At 73.1% G+C, this 19382-nt stretch carries 16 protein-coding genes and 2 pseudogenes; 13 read left to right on the forward strand and 5 right to left on the reverse strand.

Annotated elements, in window-relative coordinates; genetic code table 11:
• Window positions 1–141 precede the first annotated feature (141 nt).
• The 3 genes and pseudogenes from AB0399_RS37195 (at window position 142) to AB0399_RS37205 (ending at window position 2803) form a co-directional block, all read left to right on the forward strand.
• A complete protein-coding gene (locus AB0399_RS37195) occupies window positions 142–696 on the forward strand; it encodes an HAD family hydrolase (RefSeq protein WP_366414299.1) in 555 nt (184 codons plus the stop codon).
• A gap of 108 nt (window positions 697–804) precedes the next feature.
• Window positions 805–1008 (forward strand): annotated as a pseudogene (locus tag AB0399_RS37200) (DNA-binding response regulator); the annotation flags it as partial.
• Between the two features lie 157 nt (window positions 1009–1165).
• A complete protein-coding gene (locus AB0399_RS37205; RefSeq protein ID WP_366414300.1) occupies window positions 1166–2803 on the forward strand; it encodes an ABC-F family ATP-binding cassette domain-containing protein in 1638 nt (545 codons plus the stop codon).
• Window positions 2804–2924: 121 nt separating this feature from the next.
• On the opposite strand, the gene AB0399_RS37210 is transcribed toward AB0399_RS37205, so the two are convergent.
• Window positions 2925–3911, reverse strand: coding sequence for an aldo/keto reductase (locus AB0399_RS37210; RefSeq protein ID WP_329373752.1), 987 nt, complete (start codon window positions 3909–3911; stop codon window positions 2925–2927).
• Between the two features lie 238 nt (window positions 3912–4149).
• Here AB0399_RS37210 and AB0399_RS37215 point away from each other — a divergent pair, with 238 nt between their 5' ends.
• Window positions 4150–5028, forward strand: a complete 879-nt coding sequence (locus AB0399_RS37215) for an AraC family transcriptional regulator (protein WP_329363254.1) — start codon at window positions 4150–4152, stop codon at window positions 5026–5028.
• Between the two features lie 141 nt (window positions 5029–5169).
• On the opposite strand, the gene AB0399_RS37220 is transcribed toward AB0399_RS37215, so the two are convergent.
• Window positions 5170–7128, reverse strand: a complete 1959-nt coding sequence (locus AB0399_RS37220; RefSeq protein WP_366414303.1) for a putative Ig domain-containing protein — start codon at window positions 7126–7128, stop codon at window positions 5170–5172.
• 481 nt (window positions 7129–7609) lie between these two features.
• On the opposite strand from AB0399_RS37220, the gene AB0399_RS37225 reads away from it, so the two are divergent.
• Entirely contained in the window at window positions 7610–8425 is an 816-nt protein-coding gene (locus AB0399_RS37225; protein ID WP_328471296.1) for a helix-turn-helix domain-containing protein, read from the forward strand.
• A gap of 70 nt (window positions 8426–8495) precedes the next feature.
• Window positions 8496–9383 (forward strand): DMT family transporter, encoded by an 888-nt coding sequence (locus tag AB0399_RS37230; RefSeq protein WP_329363251.1) that lies wholly within the window; start codon window positions 8496–8498, stop codon window positions 9381–9383.
• Window positions 9384–9946: 563 nt separating this feature from the next.
• On the opposite strand, the gene AB0399_RS37235 is transcribed toward AB0399_RS37230, so the two are convergent.
• Window positions 9947–10720 carry an enoyl-CoA hydratase/isomerase family protein gene (locus AB0399_RS37235; RefSeq protein WP_366414301.1) on the reverse strand — a complete coding sequence of 258 codons (774 nt, stop codon included), beginning with the start codon at window positions 10718–10720 and terminating at the stop codon, window positions 9947–9949.
• Window positions 10721–11044: 324 nt separating this feature from the next.
• On the opposite strand from AB0399_RS37235, the gene AB0399_RS37240 reads away from it, so the two are divergent.
• Entirely contained in the window at window positions 11045–11527 is a 483-nt protein-coding gene (locus AB0399_RS37240; RefSeq protein ID WP_329363248.1) for an ATP-binding protein, read from the forward strand.
• A 105-nt stretch (window positions 11528–11632) separates the two neighbouring features.
• Here AB0399_RS37240 and idi read toward each other — a convergent pair whose 3' ends face one another.
• Together idi and AB0399_RS37250 are read right to left on the reverse strand one after the other, a co-directional pair.
• Complete coding sequence (gene idi, locus AB0399_RS37245; RefSeq protein ID WP_328471304.1) at window positions 11633–12241, reverse strand: isopentenyl-diphosphate Delta-isomerase; 609 nt, start codon at window positions 12239–12241, stop codon at window positions 11633–11635.
• Window positions 12242–12448: 207 nt separating this feature from the next.
• A complete protein-coding gene (locus AB0399_RS37250) occupies window positions 12449–13402 on the reverse strand; it encodes a cation diffusion facilitator family transporter (RefSeq protein WP_329363245.1) in 954 nt (317 codons plus the stop codon).
• Between the two features lie 382 nt (window positions 13403–13784).
• Between AB0399_RS37250 and AB0399_RS37255 the strand changes: the two genes are divergently transcribed.
• The 6 genes and pseudogenes from AB0399_RS37255 to AB0399_RS37280 form a co-directional block, all read left to right on the forward strand.
• Window positions 13785–15668, forward strand: a complete 1884-nt coding sequence (locus AB0399_RS37255; RefSeq protein WP_366414304.1) for a DUF5941 domain-containing protein — start codon at window positions 13785–13787, stop codon at window positions 15666–15668.
• The gene (locus AB0399_RS37260) at window positions 15665–16417 is read left to right on the forward strand and encodes a phosphocholine cytidylyltransferase family protein (protein ID WP_366414302.1); all 753 of its coding nucleotides are present in this window, start codon (window positions 15665–15667) and stop codon (window positions 16415–16417) included. Before AB0399_RS37255 ends, AB0399_RS37260 begins: the two co-directional genes overlap by 4 nt.
• On the forward strand, window positions 16405–17466 hold the full coding sequence (locus AB0399_RS37265) for an iron-containing alcohol dehydrogenase family protein (RefSeq protein WP_329363242.1): 1062 nt from the start codon (window positions 16405–16407) through the stop codon (window positions 17464–17466). The genes AB0399_RS37260 and AB0399_RS37265 overlap by 13 nt, the downstream gene beginning before the upstream one ends.
• Complete coding sequence (locus AB0399_RS37270) at window positions 17444–18223, forward strand: CDP-alcohol phosphatidyltransferase family protein (RefSeq protein WP_329363240.1); 780 nt, start codon at window positions 17444–17446, stop codon at window positions 18221–18223. Before AB0399_RS37265 ends, AB0399_RS37270 begins: the two co-directional genes overlap by 23 nt.
• A gap of 8 nt (window positions 18224–18231) precedes the next feature.
• Entirely contained in the window at window positions 18232–19107 is an 876-nt protein-coding gene (locus tag AB0399_RS37275) for a glycosyltransferase (RefSeq protein ID WP_329373746.1), read from the forward strand.
• Window positions 19108–19189: 82 nt separating this feature from the next.
• Window positions 19190–19382 (forward strand): annotated as a pseudogene (locus AB0399_RS37280) (ABC transporter permease); the annotation flags it as partial.

Consider the following 19382-nt stretch of genomic DNA (forward strand, 5'->3'; position numbering starts at 1 on the left):
CACTACGAGGACAACCCTCCGCCTTGCGATCGCACGCACCAGACGCCACGGGCCCCGCCCTTTGGGCGGACGGCGCTACTTCCAAAACACGGCCTCGACGGGTTCCGGTCGCCCGCGGACGCGCTCGCGCGCTGGCGGGAAGTGACGGCGGAGGAGTACGGACGTTTTCTGGCCGGCGAGTTGAGCTTCCACGAGCAGCAACAGGTCCGGGTGCGGCGGTTCCTGGGCCGCCCCGGGCTGTCCGGCCAGGACGCCTTGGCGTGGTATGGGCGGTACGCGATGCGGCGCGACCTGCTCGGGGTGGCCTTCGACGACGCCGCGCCGGTGCTCCGCCGGCTCGCGCCGCACTACCGCCTCGGGGTCGTCTCCAACGCGGGCGCCGAGGCCCAGCGGCACAAACTCTCCTGCGTCGGGCTGCTCTCCTACCTCGGCGGCGCGTTCGTCTGCTGCGACGTGCACGGCGCCGCCAAGCCCGCGGCGAGCATCTTCCACGCCGGGTGCGCGGAGCTGGACGTGCCGCCCCACCAGGTCGCGTACGTCGGCGACGACTACGCCGTGGACGCGCTCGGCGCCCGGGACGCCGGCCTTCGGGCGTACTGGGTGCGGCGCGACCCCGGCGCCCCTGACTCCCCGCCCGCCGACGGCATCCGTGTCCTGCGCACCCTCCACGACCTGCCGGCCGCACTCCGCACCTGACCCGGCCCTACCGGCCCGGGCACTTCTCCTTCGTCTTCACGATGCGCACGGTGACGCGCGTGGAGACGTTGTAGCGCGCGGGAGAGGGCTGCTGGGAGCAGACGGTCCAACGCCCGCCCGGAGGAGCTCGTGGCGGGCATCCAGGCGGTGGCCACCGGCGAGGCCGTGGTGGCGCCGAGCCTGACCCGCCGCCTGCTGGACGCCTACGCCCACCAGGTGCTCGCCCCGAACGACCCGGCCGGGGCCCAGGACCCCCGGTTGAAGGACCTCAGCGAACGCGAGCGCGAGGTCCTCGTCGCGATCGGCAACGGCTCGCCTACGACGCCGGCCTGGTCAGGTCCAGACCCTGACGGGCAGGGCAGGGCAGGGCAGGGCAGGGCAGGGCAGGGCAGGGCAGGTCCGGGCCCGGGCGCGGCGGGGGTAATGGAGCGGCGGGAGCCCGGGGGGAGACGGTAAGATCCCCGGCCTGATGAGCGCGACACTTGTAGCGAAGAACCTCGCCGCCGGGCACGGCGACCGGGCACTGTTCAGCGGGCTCGACCTGGTGGTCGCCGGCGGCGACGTGGTCGGCCTCGTAGGAGCCAACGGAGCCGGCAAGTCCACGCTGCTGCGGCTGCTCGCCGGGATCGGCACCCCCGAGGACGGCTCGGTGCGGCTGTCGCCGTCGACCGGGAACGTCGGGTACCTGCCGCAGGAGCCGGACCGCAGGGAAGGCGAGACCGTACGGGCCTTCCTGGCCCGCCGTACCGGGGTCGCGGCCGCGCAGGCCGCGCTGGACGCGGCCACCCAGGCCCTGGTGGACGAGGCGCCCGGCGCCGACGACGCGTACGCGGAGAGCCTGGACCGCTGGCTGGACCTAGGCGGCGCCGACCTGGACGAGCGGGCGGAGGAGGCCGCGGGCTCGCTCGGCCTCGGGGTGGGCCTCGACGCGCAGATGCGGGCGCTGTCCGGCGGCCAGGCCGCCCGCGCCGGCCTGGCCTCGCTGCTGCTCAGCCGCTACGACGTGTTCCTGCTGGACGAACCCACCAACGACCTCGACCTGGACGGGCTGGAGCGGCTGGAGAAGTTCGTCGCGGGCCTGCGCGCCGGCACCGTCCTGGTCAGCCACGACCGCGAGTTCCTGGCCCGCACCGTCAACCGCGTGGTCGAACTCGACCTCGCCCAGCAGCAGGTGACCACGTACGGCGGCGGCTACGCGGCCTACCTGGAGGAGCGCGAGATCGCCCGGCGCCACGCCCGGGAGGAGTACGAGGAGTACGCCGACACCAAGGCGGGCCTGGAGGCCCGGGCCCGGATGCAGCGCGGCTGGATGGACAAGGGCCTGCGCAACGCCGTCCGCAAGCAGCCCGACAACGACAAGATCGCCCGCAAGGCCCGGACGGAGAGCAGCGAGAAGCAGGCCGCCAAGGCCCGCCAGACCGACCGGATGATCGAGCGGCTGGACACCGTCGAGGAGCCACGCAAGGAGTGGGAGCTGCGGATGGAGATCGCCGCCGCGCCCCGCTCCGGCGCCGTGGTCGCCACCCTGCGGCAGGCCGAAGTGCGGCGCGGCGCCTTCCGGTTCGGGCCGGTCGACCTCCAGATCGACTGGGCGGACCGGGTGGCGATCACCGGCGCCAACGGCTCCGGCAAGTCCACGCTGCTCGCCGCCCTCCTCGGCCGGCTGCCCCTGGACGAGGGGCACGCGGCCCTCGGCCCGGGCGTGGTGGTCGGTGAGATCGACCAGGCCCGCGGGCTCTTCCGCGGCGACGACACGCTGCTCGACGCGTTCCGGGCACCCGCGCCCGACCTCGAACCCGCCGACATCCGCACCCTGCTGGCCAAGTTCGGGCTGAAGGCCGCGCACGTGCTGCGCCCCGCCGCCGCCCTCTCCCCGGGCGAGCGCACCCGCGCCGCGCTCGCCCTGCTCCAGGCCCGGGGCGTCAACCTCCTCGTCCTCGACGAGCCCACCAACCACCTCGACCTGCCCGCGATCGAGCAACTGGAGTCCGCGCTCGCCTCGTACGAGGGCACGCTCCTGCTCGTCACCCACGACCGCCGGATGCTCGAGGCCGTGCACACCACCCGCCGTATCGAGGTGGCCGAGGGGCGCATCACCGAGCACTGACGCGGGCCACCGGGCGCCGGCCGGCGGGGGAGCCGTCCGGCGCCGCGGAACGCGTCAGCGGGAGCGGGTCACCCGGTCCTCCCGGGCAGCGAGCGTGCCGGCCGCGCGCGTCGGGGCGGCCTCACCAGGACGGCATCATCTCCTCCGGATAGCGCGACCCGGCCGCGCCGCGCGGCAGGATCTCCCGGACCCGGGCGAGGTCCTGCGGCGTCAGGGCGACCCGTGCCGCCGAGACGTTCTCGGCCAGCCGCCGCGGGCTGCGGGTGCCCGGGATCGGCACGATGCCCTCGCCCTGCGCCAGCAGCCAGGCCAGCGCCAGTTGCGTCACCGTGATGCCCTTGCCCTCCGCGAGCGCGGTCAACTCGCGGACGGCGGCCACGTTCCGCTCGTAGTTGCCCGGCTGCCAGCGGTCGTCCCAACTGCGCATGTCGTCCGCCGGGTACTCCGCGGCCGGCTTGCCCGCACCGGTGAGGAACCCGCGGCCCAGCGGCGAGTACGGCACGAAGCCGATGCCCAACTCGCGTACCACCGGCAGCACATCGGCCTCCACGGCGCGCTCGAAGAGCGAGTACTCGGTCTGGAGCACCGACACCGGATGCACCGCGTGCGCGCGCCGGATGATGTCCGGGCCGGCCTCGCTGAGCCCGAGGAAGCGCACCTTGCCCTCGGCGATCAGCTCGCCGACGGTGCCGGCCACGTCCTCGATCGGGACGTCGGGGTCGACGCGGTGCTGGTACAGCACGTCGATCCGGTCGGTGCCCAGGTGCCGCAGGCTGTTCTCGGCCACCTCGCGGATGTGCGCGGGCCGGCTGTCGAGCCGGGTGCCGACGTGCTCCGGGTCGGTGAGGTCGAAGCCGAACTTGGTGGCGATCACCACCTCGTCGCGGAAGTCCCGTACCGCGCGGCCGAGCAGGCGCTCGTTGCTGCCGGTGCCCATGCCGTACAGCTCGGCGGTGTCGAAGAAGGTGACGCCCAGTTCCCGGGCCCGCCGGATGGTCGCGATGCCGCCGGGTTCGTCGCCCGAGCCGTACGCCATCGTCATGCCCATCGTGCCCAGCCCGATCGCGCCGACCTCCAGGCCCTGGGTGCCGAGCCGGCGCTGCGGCAGCGCCCCGCCGCCGGTCTCGCCGGTCCCGCCCGTACTGTCCGTGCTGCCTCCGCCGTCGGCACGCGTGCCGCTCGTCTTGCTCGTACCGTTCATCCGGTTCCGGCCGGCCGTGTCGTCCTGGCCGGTCTCGTTGCTGTGTGCCATGCCTCCACACTAGGAAGACAGCCGCTCCGGGGCATGGGGCGCTGATCGCATATTGTTGCCCGATACTCTCAACCGGATCGGAAGGAGCGCCACGGTGGACCAGCTCGCGGCCGCCGTCGCCCGGCACAGCGACGGCATGTGGTGCGACAGCGCGGTGCCACGCCTGACCGTGGTCGCCCTCGACGCACCCGTCCCGCCGGCGGACCTGCTCTACGTGCCGATGATCTGCTTCATCGCCGAGGGCGCCAAGCACTCCACCGCGGGCGAGCGGAGCTGGGGGACCCGGCGCGGCGAGATGTTCTTCAACTCGCTGATCCTGCCGGTCACCGCCGTCTTCGAGCAGTTGCCCTACCGGGCCGCGGTGATGCGGCTGGACGGAGGGGTGCTCGCCGACCTGCTGCTCGAACTGGAGGGCGCGGACCGGCGGCCGCTCGCGCCCGCGAGCCAGGACGGGCAGATCTCCGCGCCGATGACCCCGGAGATCGTGGACGCGGTCACCCGCTGGGTGCGGCTGCTCGACACCCCTGACGACATCGGCGCGCTCGCCCCCAGGATCGAGGCGGAGATCCTCTACCGGCTGCTCGGCAGCCCGCTCGGCCCGATGCTGCGCCGGCTGACCCCGGCCGACACGGCCGCCTCCCGGGTGCGCGCCGCGGCCGCCTGGATATGTGCGCACTTCCGCGAGCCGCTCACCGTCGAGGCGATCGCCGCCGTCGCCCACATGAGCCCCGCCACGCTGCACCGGCACTTCAAGGCCGCCACCGGCATGAGCCCGCTGCGCTTCCAGAAGCACCTGCGGCTCCAGGAGGCCCGTCGCCGCCTCATCACCGGCGGCACCACCGCGGTCCTGGTCGCGGAAGAGGTCGGCTACGCCAGCGCCACCCAGTTCAACCGCGAGTACCGCCGCCACTATGGCCTCCCGCCCGCCCGCGACGCCACCCGCCTGCGCCGGCGCCTGACGGCGGCCACGTGAGGGAGCCCGGGGCACGCTCCACCCCGCACCCCACCCCGGACGCGGCTCCCCGGACGCGGCTCCCCGGACATGGTCACGTGGCCCGGGCCGCCTCATGTGCGGCCCGGACCACGTGGTCTCGGTGCGCCGGAGCGCGGTGGATCAGCTCACGTTGACCGCCGTGTCGTCCAGCAGGAACGACGTGGCGTAGAGGGAGTCCTCCGAGCCGGTGAACTTGAGGGTGAAGGTCTTGCCGATCTGGGAGGAGACGTTGACCGTCTTCAGCACGTAGCCGCTGCTCGCGTTGACGTTGGAGTACGTGGCGAGCGTGCTGGAGCCGGCCGCGACGGTGAACTTGTCGTACGCGGTCGAACCCGTCTCGTCCGTGCTGATGTAGAGGTAGAAGGACAGGCTCGCGCTGGTGCAGGTGGCGGGGATCGTCACCGACTGGGAGAGCGTGTCGGTGTGGGTCGTGCCGTAGCCGTCGAACCACGCCTTGTAGGAGCCCGAGTGCGCCGGGGCGTCGGTGCTGTTGTCGATCACGCCCGAGGACGAGGTCCAGCCGGTGGTGCCGGACTCGAAGCCCGGGTTGCTCAGCAGCTGGGAGGCCGTGCAGCCGCCGCCCCCGCCGGAGGTGCTCACGGTCCAGCTGAAGGACGTCGAGCCGGACGCGTTGGTGCCGTCCTTGGCGGTGACCGTGACGCTGGAGGTGCCCGCGGTGGTCGGGGTGCCGGAGATCAACCCGGTGGAGGCGTTGATCGACAGGCCGGCCGGGAGGCCGGACGCGCTGTAGCTGAGGGTCTGGCCGGAGGCGGAGTCGCTGGCCTGGATCTGGAGGCTCGCCGCGGTGCCGGTCTGGGTGGACTGGTTGCCCGGGTTGGTGACCGTCACGGTGTTGCCGCCGGTCGAGCCGCCGTTGGTGAAGGCAGCGGTGCCGTTGGGCGTGCCGAGGCCGGTCGGGCCGTCGTAGCCGGGGCCGGCGGTGCACAGGTAGCTGCCGCTGCAGCTGCCGTTGGAGCCGCTGGTCACGTCGTTGAGCGAGCCGGTGTGCGCGTACGGGTAGGACGCCGGGGTGGTGCCGGCGGCCGGGGTGCCGGCCAGGGCGTAGACCGAGGCGATGATCGGCGACGAGGCGCTGGTGCCGCCGTACTGCTGCCAGCCACTGGCGCCGTAGGAGTCGTAGACGGCCACGCCGGTGGCCGGGTCGGCGACCGCGGAGACGTCGGAGATGGTGCGCTTGGAGCAGCCGGTGTCGGTCTGCCAGGTGGGCTTGGCGTCGTAGGACGAGCAGCCGGAGCCGGTGCCCTCGGAGCTGGAGGTGTTCCAGACGGACTCCGTCCAGCCGCGGGTGGTGCCGCTGGCGCGGTTGAGCGCCGTGCCGCCGACCGCGGTGACGTACTTCGAGGCGGCCGGGTACTCCGCGCCGTAGCCCTCGTCACCGGCGCTGACGGTGATGGCGACGCCCGGGTGGTTGAAGTACGACGAGTCGTAGCTGGAGTCGGAGGAGGACTCGCCGCCGCCGTAGCTGTTGGAGACGTACTTCGCGCCGAGGGTGACCGCCTCGTTGACCGAGGTGCCCAGGTCGCTCATGCTCGCGCTGGTCGCCTCGACGAGCAGGATGTGGCACTGCGGGCAGACCGCGCTGACCATGTCCAGGTCGAGGGAGATCTCCCCGGCCCAGCCGGAGTCGGCGGTCGGGTAGCTGGTGCCGCCGGTCTGGTTGACCTTCTTGAAGCAGCCGTTGGCCGTGGTGCAGGCCGGCAGGCCGTACTGCGAGCGGTAAGTGGCCAGGTCCGCCTCGGCGTTCGGGTCGTCCTGGGCGTCCACGATGCCGACCGTCTGGCCGGAGCCGCCGCTCGGCAGGGCGTAGGCGCTCGTCAGGTCGGTGGGGCCGTAGCCGGACGGGGTCGCGTTCGGGGAGATGCCGAGGTGGTGCGCGACATCGGTACGGGCCAGCGCCATACAGGCCATCTGGCCCTTGCTGGGGGTCGCGCACAGGTGCTGGGCGTCCTTGCCGGCGGCGGGGCCGACGGCCGCGGTGCCGTTGCCGCTCGCCGCGGGGGCGGCGGCGGAGGTCGTGCTGGTGGCGGGAGCCGCGGTGGCGGCGGTGGCGGCGTACATGCCGCCGGTCAGGAGCGCGCCCGCGGCGACCGCCGCGATGGTCGCGCGCCGGAAGACCCGTCTGACCGGGCCGGTACTGAGCTGCAATGAACTGCCCTCCATGGGGGGGAAATCCTGACGAGGGCGTCCATGGCCGAATATGTCAAGAGCATGACAAGCCATGCCATGGCGCGCCTGGACTTCGCGTGGCGCACGTGCACTGGTGGGGCGGAGGTGGAACGGGGGTGCGAGTGAACGGGGTGGAGCGGGCGGAAACGGGCGACACTGATGGAGCCGGTGGAATGTGTGGAGCCCGTGGAACAGGTGGAGCCGATGCCAACTTCTGTTCACTGCCACCCCGTTGAGTGGTGACGAGATGAAGGTAGTGAGGAGTATCGTCAAGGAACTACCGGGTGTTGGTAAAGGATTGCCCTCGACTTGTGCCCGAGTGTCCCCCCGGTCGCTTCCGCCGGACGATCTCCGCCGTATACGGTCGTCGTTCATGGAGACGGAGGAAGAGCCGGTCGGCGACCTGGTCGCACTGGGTCTGGCGCGCTACGAGGCCCGGGTCTACCTCGCTCTGGTCCGCCGCGAGTCCTACACCGCGGCCGAGGTCGCCCGCGAGGCGGACGTGCCGCGGCAGCGGGTCTACGACGTGCTCGACGCGCTGGTCAGGCGGCGGTTGGCCACCACCCGGCCGGGCCGGGTGGCCACCTTCTCCGCGGTCGCGCCCGAACTCGCCGTCGCCCGGCTGATGGCCCACCAGCGCGAGACCCTGGAGCGGCTGGACCGGATGTCCTCCGCGCTCACCGCCGCGCTGCTGCCGGTCTGGACCGAGGGCCGCACCCAGACCGTGCCGATGGACTACGTGGAGATCCTGCGCGACCCGAAGTCGATCGCCGAGGCGTTCGCCGACATCCAGGCGCAGGCCCGGCAGGAGCTGCTGAGCTTCTGCAAGCCGCCCTTCGTCGCCTCCCCGCTGAACGCCACCGGCATCAAGGTCGTACGGCGGCTGCGCCGCTCCGGCGGCTCGGTCCGGGCGATCTACACCAACGAGGCGCTGGCCGACGGCGAAGTGCTGGAGAACGTGCGGAGGTTCGGCGCGGCGGGGGAGGAGAGCCGGTTCGCCGCAGAGCTGCCGCTGAAGCTGGTGGTGGCCGACGCGTCGCTCGTCCTGTGCGACATGCCCGACCCGGTGGCCGGCACCGACGCGACCACCGCGCTCTACATCGAGCACCCGGCGCTCGCCGCGTGCCTGCGGCTGGCCTTCCTCACGGTGTGGGAGGGCGCGCAGACCGTGCCGAGCGCGCTGCCCTGACCGGCGCCACGCGCCGGGCCGGAGGTCGCCAACGCCGGACGTGCCCAGGTCCGGGAGCTACAGTGACGGCGTGGCCGTGTTCCTGCTCGGCGTAGGTGCCGCCTGCTGTCTGGGCCTGGGGTTCGTGCTGCAGCAGCGCGCGGCGGCCCGTGCGCCGCGGGCGGACATCCTCTCGTTCCGGCTGCTGCTGGACCTCATCCGGATGCCGGACTGGCTGCTGGGCGTCGGGTTCATGGTCGCCGGCCAGGTGCTCAGCGCGATCGCGCTCACCCACGGCGAGGTGTCCCTGGTCGAGCCGCTCACCGCCACGAACCTGCTGTTCGCGATGGCGCTGTCGCGCTGGCTCACCCGCCAACCGCTGGGGTGGAGCGGCTGGGGCGGGGTGGCGCTGCTCGCGCTCGGCGTGACCGCGTTCATCGTCGCCGGGCAGCCGCACAGCGGCGGGCACGTCGCGAGCGCGCTGCGGCACTGGCTGGTGTTCGGCATCGTGGCCGGGCTCGCGCTCCTGGTCACCCTCTACGCGAAGGGCCTCCAGCCGTCCTCCGAGGCCACCTTCCTCGCGCTCGCCGCCGGCCTGATCTACGGCCTCCAGGACGCCCTCACCCGCATCTGCGGGTCCATCGTCGAGGACGACGGGCTCGACCAGCTCCTCGTGAGCTGGCAGCCCTACGCCGTCCTCGGCATCGGCATCACCGGCATACTCCTGGTCCAGTCCGCCTTCGAGGCCGCCCCCCTCCGCATGTCCCTCCCCGCCCTCACCGCCGCCCAGCCCCTCGCCGGCATCGCCTGCGGAATCGGCTTCCTCGGCGACCAGATCCGCGTCACCCCCCTCGCCCTCGCCTTCCAAGCCGCCGGCCTCGCCGCCGTCGTCGCCGGCGTCCTCCTCCTCGGCCGCCACCCCGCGATGCCCCAGGGCCCCACCAAACGCGAACGCCCCGGAGCCACCCGCGTGGCCTGACAAAGCCGATCAATCCCCAAGCGGCACAGCCAAGGCACGGAGGAGCCGAGCGAATATCAGGAGCGCGGGGAACTCCGCGGCCGGAGGGGCGCAGCCAAGGCACGGAGGAGCCGAGCGAATATCAGGAGCGCGGCCGAGGCGCGGAGGAGCCGAGCGGATATCAGGGGCGCGGGGAACTGCGCGATCAGCCGCAGTGGGCGGAAGGTCGCGCGACGGCCCGACGGGGCAGGGCGGAGCGGGGCTGCGCCGGGGGAGCCCGAGCAATCCCGGAGGCGCGCGGAATCCGCGGCCGGAGGGGCGCAGCCGAGGCGCGGAGGAGCCGAGCGAAAATCAGGGGCGCGGGGAACTGCGCGACCAGCCGCAGCGGGCGGAAGGTCGCGTGACGGCCTGACGGGGCCGGGTGGGGCGTGGCTGCGCCGGGGGAGCCCGAGCGAATATCAGGGGCGCGGGGAACGGCGCGACCAGCCACAGCGCCGAGAAGGTCGCGTGACGGCCTGACGGGGCAGGGTGGGGCGTGGGCTGCCCCGGGGGAGCCCGAGCCCCGAGAAGGTCGCGCGACGGCCTTACGGAGCAGAGCGGGGCGTCACCGAAGCCCAACCCCCCGCGAGAAACGCCTCGGCCCCTTCCGTCGCCTCAGAACTCTCCGTGGCCTGCCGGGCCCAGTAGGCGACACGCTCAGCAGACGGCTCCCCCGCCGCGAACTCCTTCGCGGCGGCCTGCGTGAGCCTCGACCTACTCGTGAGGACCTCCGCGAACCGGCGCACCCGCGCGTCCAGTTCGTCCCCGTCGGAGACCACCTCGTCGATCAGACCGGTCCGCAGCGCCCGCTCCTCGTCGATCAGCTCGGCGGAGAACAGCAGGTACTTCGCGGTGCCGGACCCCGCGAGAGCGACAAGGCGCCGGGTGGAGGCAGCCGGGTAGACGATGCCGAGCCGGGCCGGGGTCACCCCGAACCGCGCCCCCCGCGCGGCGAACCGCACATCGCAGGCGACCGCGAGCTGGCAGCCGCCACCGACGCAGAAACCGCGCACCGCGGCCACCGTGGGCTTGGGGAACGCCGCCAGCGCCTCCTCGGCCGCGAGCGCGGCCTCCTGCGCGGCCCGCCGCCCCTCGGGATCGGCCAGCTCCGAGATGTCCGCACCCGCGCTGAACGCCTCGCCCTCGCCGGTGAGCACCACCAGCCGTACTCCGGGGTCGGCGGCCAGCCCGGCCAGCACCCTGGGCAGCGCCCGCCACATGCCGAGCGTCATCGCGTTGCGCCGTGCCGAGTTGCTGAGGGTGACGGTCGCGGCACCGTCCTCGGTGCTCACCAGCAGACCGGGGCCGAACCGGGACATCAGGTGCTCCTTCGTGCGTGCACGAGCACCGTCCAGGTGCCGCCGGACGATCCTAACCACGCGTGCCGCCCCGGCCCCGACCGCCCCGACCACACACCCGGCGGTCGGTATCCGACGCGCAGCCGATCGCCTCCGGTCCGATCCGATCGCGAAACGCGCAAAGTCGTGGAGTTGCGGTCTCCTGCACGTGCAGGTGCAACAGACGCGGACACTCGACGGGTGAGGCTGATTCTCCCGGTCCTCCCGGTCGCCACGGTTCCCCGGGCGGACGCCTCGGCAGGCCCTGTCGGACGATGTCACGCGAAAGCGATGGTGGGTGCGGTCATGGAGGTCCGCGGGAGTGTCCCGCTCGGTCAGGCCCCGACACCGGCTCCGGTTCCACGACCGTACGAAGGGGTGTGGCGGTTCACCGCTCCCACGGTCGACGCCTCGGTGCCGCAGGTGCGGCGGGGCGTGCGCGCGCTCGTCCACGAGCAGGGCGTCCCCATCGACGACGACACGCTCTTCGGCCTGCTGCTGATCGTCTCCGAGCTGGTCACCAACGCGGTGAAGCACGCCGCGGTGCTCTCGCCCGAGGTCGCGGTCGAGCTCGCGGTGGGCCCCGAGTGGATCAGGATCGCGGTGGAGGACAACCACCCGTACCGGCCGAAGGCGCTGGAGACCGACCACGCGCGCACCGGCGGGCGCGGCCTGGTGCTGGTCAAGACGATCACGGACGAGGCGGGCGGCTCCTGCGACATCGCGCAGACCCCGGGCGGCGGCAAGGTGATCTGGGCGGCGCTCCCGCTGCGCCCGCTCACGTCCTGACCGGGCGGGGCCGCGACCTGGCGCGACACCCGCCCGTACGGCCGGTCACCGACCCGTACGGCCGGTCACCGACCCGAGCCTGCGGTCACCGACCCGTACGGCCGGTCACCAACCCGCGGTGCCGGTCACCTCGCGTACCGCGGGCAGCGCCGCGTCCAGCACGGTCTGGAACCACGCCGAGAAGGGGCCGTCCTCGCGCAGCTTCGCCAGCTCGTCGGGAGTGGCGAAGAGCGTCTCGCCGATCTCCTCCGGGTCCGGCCGCAGCGGGTCGCGGACCAGGCCGACGTAGAGGTGGTTGTACTCCTGCTCGACCAGGCCCGAGGCCGGGTCCGGGTGGTTGTAGCGGACCGTGCCCGCCTCGCGCATCAGCACCGGCGCGACCCCCAGCTCCTCGGCGGTGCGCCGGGCCGCGGCCACGAACGGCTGCTCGCCGGGGTACGGGTGGCCGCAGCAGGTGTTGGACCACACGCCGGGGGAGTGGTACTTGCTCAGCGCCCTGCGCTGGAGCAGCAGCCGGCCCTCGTCGTCGAAGAGGAAGACCGAGAACGCCCGGTGCAGCCGGCCGGGCGCGAGATGCGCCGACAGCTTCTCCGCCGTGCCGATGGTGACGCCGTTCTCGTCGACCAGTTCGAGCATGATCGGTTCTGCTACCCCGTTCGGGGACGGCACGGTGGCGGGGGAGCCGGGTCGGCCGGTGGCAGGACTGGTTGGCATTTCCATCCTTCGCGTTCGACGACAAGCCCTAAGGGCCCGTCGTTCGGATCTGTGCGGTGAAATCCGGGCACCGCTCCTTCAGCCCGCGGAGATCCAAACGACAGGCCCTTAGTCTGCCTCACCGCCGCGTCTGCTCCGCGCCCGCACCGCCTCGCCGCACCGGCGCCCGGAGGCGCACAGGTGGTCACCCGGCGGCACCGGGCGCCGTCAGCGGCACAGCCCGGGCTCGTGGGCCGCGTGCCCGGCCGGTTCGAGCTGGAACGTGCAGTGCTCGACGTCGAAGTGCGTGCCGAGGCAGCCCTGGAGGTCGTGCAGCATCTTTTCGTACCCCACCGCGTCGAGCACGTCCTGGCTCACCACCACGTGCGCGGACAGCACCGGCAGGCCCGAGGTGATGGTCCACACGTGCAGGTCGTGCAGCCCCTCGACGCCCGGCAGCGTCTCGATGTGCCGCCGCACCTGCCGCATGTCCACGCCCTTGGGCGCCGCCTCCAGCAGGACGTCCAGCACCTCGCGCAGGAGCTGCCAGATGCGCGGCACGATCAGCACGCCGATCAGCAGCGAGGCCACCGCGTCGGCCTGCCGCCAGCCGCTGACGAGGTAGGTCACCGCGGCCGCCACCACCGCGAGCGAGCCGAACGCGTCGGCCATCACCTCCAGGAAGGCGGCCCTGACGTTCAGGCTCTCCTTCTGGCCGGCCATCAGCACCACCAGCGACACCGAGTTCGCCACCAGGCCGATCACACCGAAGACGATCGTGGCGCCGCCGTCGATGCCGTGCGGGGTGATCAGGCGGCGCACGCCCTCGTAGAAGATGAAGACGCCGACGGCGAGCAGCAGCAGCGCGTTGAGCCCCGCGGCCAGGATCTCGGCGCGGGCGTAGCCGAAGGTGCGGCGCTCGCTCGGCGGCCGGGCGGCGACGTGTACGGCGAGCAGCGCCATCGCCAGGCCGGCCGCGTCGGTGGCCATGTGGCCCGCGTCGGCGAGCAGCGCGAGAGAACCGGTGAGCAGGCTGCCCGCCACCTCGGTGGCCAGCACCAGCAGGGTGATCGACAGGGCGATCCGCAGCCGTCCGCGGTGCGCGCCGCCGGCGGTGGCGGCGACCGGGCCGTGCTGATGGCCATGGCCGTTCCCGTGGCTGTGGCCGATCCCTGCGCCCATCGGCGAGGCCCCCTTCCGCATGCTGATGACGCCCGCAGAACGTCTGCTCGCGTGGTCCCGGCGGCCAGTCAACACCGGTTACCCACCGTGGGCAAGCCGATACTGGAGACCGTTGTCATGTGCGATGACCTGCGGTGGTGAGGTGACCCTCAGTTGTCGCCGACAGTGATCTGTGAGGCGGTGAGGAGGCATGGATGCCCCAATGTTGTGACGGGCGCCCGGAATCGAGGATGATGATCACACCGGACGGGCCAAGTTCAGGCGAACACGCAGTGAACGACTGCCGACCCGCATCCGATAACCTCGCCGTCGTGTCCGGCCCGGAGCCGCCTGCCGCGGCCTCGCCGGTGCGCCTTCGTACGCATTCAGGGAGTGGGTTCCTCTGTCGACCGCAATTCTCACCGGCCCGCCCGACGCCGGGACGCCGTCGCCGCTCGCGGACGACCTGCGGGCCCTGGGATTCCAGGTCGTGGAGGCCGACGGGCCGCGCGCGGTGGCCGAGCGCGTCGCCGACGCGCCGCCCGCCGAGCGCGTCGCGGTCGTCGACCGCCGCTTCCGCGGCCACCGCCACGCCCTGCGGCTGGCGCTGACCGACCCCCGCTTCGACGCCGGCGCCGTGCCCGGCGCGCTGGCCGTGCAGACCGCCGCCCGCCCGGCCCTGGCCAGGGCGCTCGCCGACCTGGCCGGCAACGCCGCCGCCCCGGTGGTGGCGGCCGGCCCGGCCGCGGCGCAGGGCGGCGCGCCCACCGCCACCGTCTCCGACGGCGACGTGCTCGCCGACCTGCTCGCCGGGGAACTGGGCCGGCAGGGCGCCGAACCGTACCGGCCGGAACTGGGCGTGCTGGTGGCCCGGGTGGCCCGCGGCCCGCAGGAGCAGGCCGCCGCCGCCGACGCGATCGCCGGCGTGGACGAGGAGGCGGTGCGGCTGCGCAGCGCGGTGAAGTCCCGCGACGGCTTCTTCACCACGCACTTCATCAGCCCCTACTCCCGCTACATCGCGCGCTGGTGCGCCCGGCGCGGCCTGACCCCCAACCAGGTCACCACCGCGTCCCTGCTGGTCGCGCTGATCGCCGCCGGCTGCGCGGCCACCGGCACCCGGGTCGGCTACGTCGCCGCCGGGGTGCTGCTGCTCGCCTCGTTCGTCCTGGACTGCACCGACGGCCAGCTCGCCCGCTACTCCCTGCAGTACTCCACGCTCGGCGCCTGGCTGGACGCGACCTTCGACCGCGCCAAGGAGTACGCGTACTACGCGGGCCTGGCGCTGGGCGCGGCCCGCGGCGGCCATGACGACGTGTGGGCGCTGGCGCTGGGCGCGATGGTGCTCCAGACCTGCCGGCACGTCGTGGACTTCTCCTTCAACGAGGCCAATCACGACGCCGCCGCCAACACCAGCCCCACCGCCGCCCTGTCCGGGCGGCTGGACAGCGTCGGCTGGACCGTGTGGGTGCGCCGGATGATCGTGCTGCCGATCGGCGAGCGCTGGTTCCTGATCGCGGTGCTGACCGCCGCCACCACGCCCCGGATCACCTTCGTGGTCCTGCTGATCGGTTGCGGCCTCGCCGCCTGCTACACCACCGCCGGCCGGGTGCTGCGCTCGCTCACCCGGAAGGCGAAGCGGACCGACCGGGCCGCCCAGGCGCTCGCCGACCTCGCCGACAGCGGACCGCTGGCCGAGGCCGTGGCACGCGTCACCGCCCCGCTCGCCCGGCGGCTGCCCGCCTTCGCACCGCCGCTGCTCGCCGCGATCGGCGCCGGCGCGCTCACCGCGACCGCCGCACTGGCCGCCCGCGGCACCTGGTGGGTGGTCGCGGCCGCCGCACTCTACGTCGTGACCAGCGGGATCGCCGTCGCCCGGCCGCTGAAGGGCGCGCTGGACTGGCTGGTGCCGCCGTTCTTCCGGGCCGGCGAGTACGGCGCGGTGCTGGCACTGGCGGCCGTCTCCCAGGTGAACGGGGCGTTGCCCGCCGCATTCGGGCTGGTGGCCGCGGTCGCCTACCATCACTACGACACGGTGTACCGCATCCGCGGCGGCACCGGAGCGCCGCCCCGCGCGCTGGTGCGGGCGGCGGGCGGACACGAGGGCCGGGCGCTGCTGGTGGCCGTCCTGTCGGCGGCCCTGGTCACAGGAGCCCACCGCACCGGCTTCACCGTCGCGCTGACGGTGCTCGCCGCCGTACTCGCGCTGCTCGTCGTCACCGAGAGCATCCGCTTCTGGGTGTCCTCCGGGGCGCCCGCCGTACACGACGAATCAGGAGAACCCGCATGATCGGCCTGGTGCTGGCGGCAGGCGCAGGACGGCGTCTGCGGCCGTACACGGACACGCTGCCGAAGGCGCTGGTGCCGGTCGGACCGGACGGCGCCGCGGACGGCCCGACCGTACTCGACCTCACGCTGGGGAACTTCGCCGCGGTCGGCATCAAGCGGGCCGCCGTCGTGGTCGGCTACCGCAAGGAAGCGGTGTACGAGCGCAAGGCGGCCCTGGAGGCCCGCTACGGCGTCGAACTGACCCTGGTCGACAACGACAAGGCCGAGGAGTGGAACAACGCCTACTCCCTGTGGTGCGCCCGCGACGTGCTCCGGGAGGGGGTGATTCTGGCCAACGGCGACACCGTGCACCCGGTCTCCGTCGAGCAGACCCTGCTGGCCGCCCGCGGCGAGGGCCGCCGGATCATCCTCGCGCTGGACACCGTCAAGAAGCTCGCCGACGAGGAGATGAAGGTCGTCACCGAGCCCGGCCGCGGGGTGCGCCGGATCACCAAGCTGATGGACCCGGCCGCGGCCACCGGCGAGTACATCGGCGTCACCCTGATCGAGGCCGACGCGGCCGCCGACCTCGCCGACGCGCTGAAGGCCACCTACGAGCGCGACCCGGACCTGTACTACGAGGACGGCTACCAGGAACTGGTCGACCGCGGCCACACCCTGGACGTGGCGCCGGTCGGCGACATCCCGTGGGTCGAGATCGACAACCACGCCGACCTCGCCCGTGGACGGGAGATCGCGTGCCAGTACTGACCCGGCTGGTTCCCTCGCCGGTCGTCGTCGACATCCGCAGGGGCGCGCTCGCCGACCTCTCCCGGCTCCTGGCCGACCAGCGGATCTCGGCGGCCGGCAAGATCGCCATCGCGGTCAGCGACGGCTCGGGCGCCCGCCTGCGCGAGCGGCTGGCCCCCGAGCTGCCCGGCGCGGACTGGTTCCCGGTGGCCGGCGGCACCATCGACGCGGCCGTGAAGCTCGCCGAGGCGATGCGCGGCAGCCACTACGACGCCGTGGTCGGCCTGGGCGGCGGCAAGATCATCGACGCGACGAAGTACGCCGCCGCGCGGGTCGGGCTGCCGATGGTGTCAGTCGCCACCAACCTCTCGCACGACGGCATCTGCTCGCCGGTCTCCACCCTCGACAACGACAACGGCAGCGGATCGTACGGCGTCCCGACGCCCATAGCGCTGGTGATCGACCTGGACGTGGTCCGGGAGGCGCCGCCCCGCTTCGTCCGGGCCGGCATCGGCGACGCGGTCTCCAACCTCTCCGCGCTCGCCGACTGGGAACTGTCGCACCGCGAGACCGGCGAGCGGGTGGACGGCCTGGCCGCGGCCATGGCCCGCACCGCCGGCGAGGCGGTGCTGCGCCACCCCGGCACCATCGGCGACGACGAGTTCCTCACCGTCCTCGCCGAGGCCCTGGTGCTCTCCGGCCTCGCCATGTCGGTCAGCGGCGACAGCCGCCCGGCCTCCGGCGCGTGCCACGAGATCCTGCACGCCTTCGACCTGCTCTTCCCGCAGCGGGCCCCCGCCCACGGCGAGGGGGCCGGCCTCGGCGCCGCCTTCGCGATGCACCTGCGCGGTGCCCGCGAGCAGTCCGCGCTGATCGCCGACACCCTGCGCCGGCACGGACTGCCGGTGCTGCCCGAGCAGATCGGCTTCACCGCCCAGGAGTTCGTCGACGTGGTGCGCTACGCGCCGCAGACCCGCCCCGGGCGTTACACGATTCTGGAACACCTCGACCTGTCCGCCACCGAGATCAGGGACGCATACGCCGACTATGCCAAAACCATCAGTAGCTGAGCTGCGCCCCGTCGTTCATCCGGCGGGCGTCAAGGACCGGCGCAGCGGCGAGCACTGGGCCGGTCGGCTCTACATGCGCGAGGTGTCGCTGCGCATCGACCGGCACCTGGTCAACACCCGTGTCACGCCCAACCAACTGACCTATCTGATGACCGTCTGCGGCGTGCTCGCCGCCCCGGCGCTGCTGGTGCCAGGCATAGCCGGTGCCGTGCTCGGTGTGGTCGCGGTCCAGCTCTACCTGCTGCTCGACTGCGTCGACGGCGAGATCGCGCGGTGGAAGAAGCAGTACTCGCTCTCCGGCGTCTACCTCGACCGGGTCGGCGCCTACCTGACCGACGCCGCCGTGCTGGTCGGCTTCGGGATGCGCGCCGCCGACATCTGGGGCAGCGGCCGGATCGACTGGCTGTGGGCCTTCCTGGGCACGCTCGCCGCGCTCGGCGCGGTCCTGATCAAGGCCGAGACCGACCTCGTCGGCGTGGCCCGCCACCAGGGCGGGCTGCCCCCGGTCAAGGAGTCGGCGTCCGAGCCGCGCTCCTCCGGGATGGCGCTGGCCCGCCGGGCCGCCGCCGCCCTGCAGTTCCACCGGCTGGTGCTCGGCATCGAGGCGTCGATGCTCATCCTGCTGCTGGCGATCGTCGACCAGATCCGCGGCGACCTGTTCTTCACCCGGCTCGGCGTGGCCGTGCTGGCCGGCATCGCGCTGCTGCAGACCCTGCTCCACCTCGTCTCCGTCCTCGCGTCGAGCAGGCTGAAGTGAGCACCCCGCTGACGGTCGGCGCCGTCATCATCACCATGGGCACCCGTCCCGCGGAGTTGCAGGACCTGCTGGACTCCGTCGCCAAGCAGCAGGGCGCGCCGATCGAGGTGGCGCTGGTCGGCAACGGCTCTCCGCTGCCGGTGATGCAGCGCGAGCACGTGCGCACCGCCGAACTGCCGGAGAACCTGGGCATCCCCGGCGGCCGCAACGTCGGCGTCGAGCTGTTCGGCCCCGGCGGCCGCGACGTCGACATCGTGCTCTTCCTCGACGACGACGGCCTGCTGCCCGGCGACGACACCGGTGAGCTGGTCCGGCAGGCGTTCGCGCGGGACCCCGAACTGGGCATCATCAGCTTCCGGATCGCCGACCCGCAGACCGGCGAGACCCAGCGCCGGCACGTGCCCCGGCTGCGCGCGTCCGACCCGATGCGCAACTCCCGGGTGACCACCTTCCTCGGCGGTGCCTGCGCGGTGCGCACCGAGGTCATCCGGCAGGTCGGCGCGCTGCCCGAGCAGTTCTTCTACGCGCACGAGGAGACGGATCTGGCCTGGCGTGCCCTTGACGCCGGCTGGATGATCGACTACCGCTCCGACCTGGTGCTCCTGCACCCGGCCACCTCGCCCGCCCGGCACGCGGTCTACCACCGGCTGGTGGCCAGAAACCGTGTGTGGCTGGCCCGGCGCAACTTGCCCTGGCCCCTGGTGCCGGTGTATCTCGGCGTATGGCTGGCGCTCACCTTGGTGCGCAGGCCGTCGGGCACCGCGCTGCGCGCGTGGTTCGGCGGCTTCCGGGAGGGCTGGGCCACACCGTGCGGTCCCCGGCGGGCCATGCGCTGGCGTACGGTATGGCGGTTGACCCGGCTGGGTCGACCCCCGATCATCTGACAAGCTCGGATCTGAGAGCATCAGGCGCAGTCCGGGAGACCCCCTGCACCCGGCGCGCACCTTGAGGACGAAAGTGTCAACTGTGAGCGATACCACGCACAATGGTGCGGTCGCCGTCGGTGCCCCGCCGGTGCCCTCGGCCTTTGACGACGGCCTCAGTCCGGCGGAGCTCGCGGCCAAGTACGGCTTGTCGGTCAGTGGTGCTCGGCCTGGTCTGGTGGCTTACACCCGTCAGTTGTGGGGTCGTCGACATTTCATCAACGAGTTCGCGAAGG

The sequence above is a fragment of the Streptomyces sp. NPDC088194 genome (assembly GCF_040702025.1).
Lineage (GTDB): Bacteria > Actinomycetota > Actinomycetes > Streptomycetales > Streptomycetaceae > Actinacidiphila.

What these genes read in the sequence shown, in the direction of transcription:
- AB0399_RS37205 (WP_366414300.1), top strand. Translation starts at nt 1,166, where the DNA reads ATGAGCGCGACACTTGTAGCGAAGAACCTCGCCGCCGGGCACGGCGAC.
- AB0399_RS37220 (WP_366414303.1), bottom strand. Translation starts at nt 7,128, where the DNA reads ATGTACGCCGCCACCGCCGCCACCGCGGCTCCCGCCACCAGCACGACC.
- AB0399_RS37225 (WP_328471296.1), top strand. Translation starts at nt 7,610, where the DNA reads ATGGAGACGGAGGAAGAGCCGGTCGGCGACCTGGTCGCACTGGGTCTG.
- AB0399_RS37235 (WP_366414301.1), bottom strand. Translation starts at nt 10,720, where the DNA reads ATGTCCCGGTTCGGCCCCGGTCTGCTGGTGAGCACCGAGGACGGTGCC.
- AB0399_RS37240 (WP_329363248.1), top strand. Translation starts at nt 11,045, where the DNA reads ATGGAGGTCCGCGGGAGTGTCCCGCTCGGTCAGGCCCCGACACCGGCT.
- idi (WP_328471304.1), bottom strand. Translation starts at nt 12,241, where the DNA reads ATGCCAACCAGTCCTGCCACCGGCCGACCCGGCTCCCCCGCCACCGTG.
- AB0399_RS37250 (WP_329363245.1), bottom strand. Translation starts at nt 13,402, where the DNA reads ATGGGCGCAGGGATCGGCCACAGCCACGGGAACGGCCATGGCCATCAG.
- AB0399_RS37260 (WP_366414302.1), top strand. Translation starts at nt 15,665, where the DNA reads ATGATCGGCCTGGTGCTGGCGGCAGGCGCAGGACGGCGTCTGCGGCCG.
- AB0399_RS37270 (WP_329363240.1), top strand. Translation starts at nt 17,444, where the DNA reads ATGCCAAAACCATCAGTAGCTGAGCTGCGCCCCGTCGTTCATCCGGCG.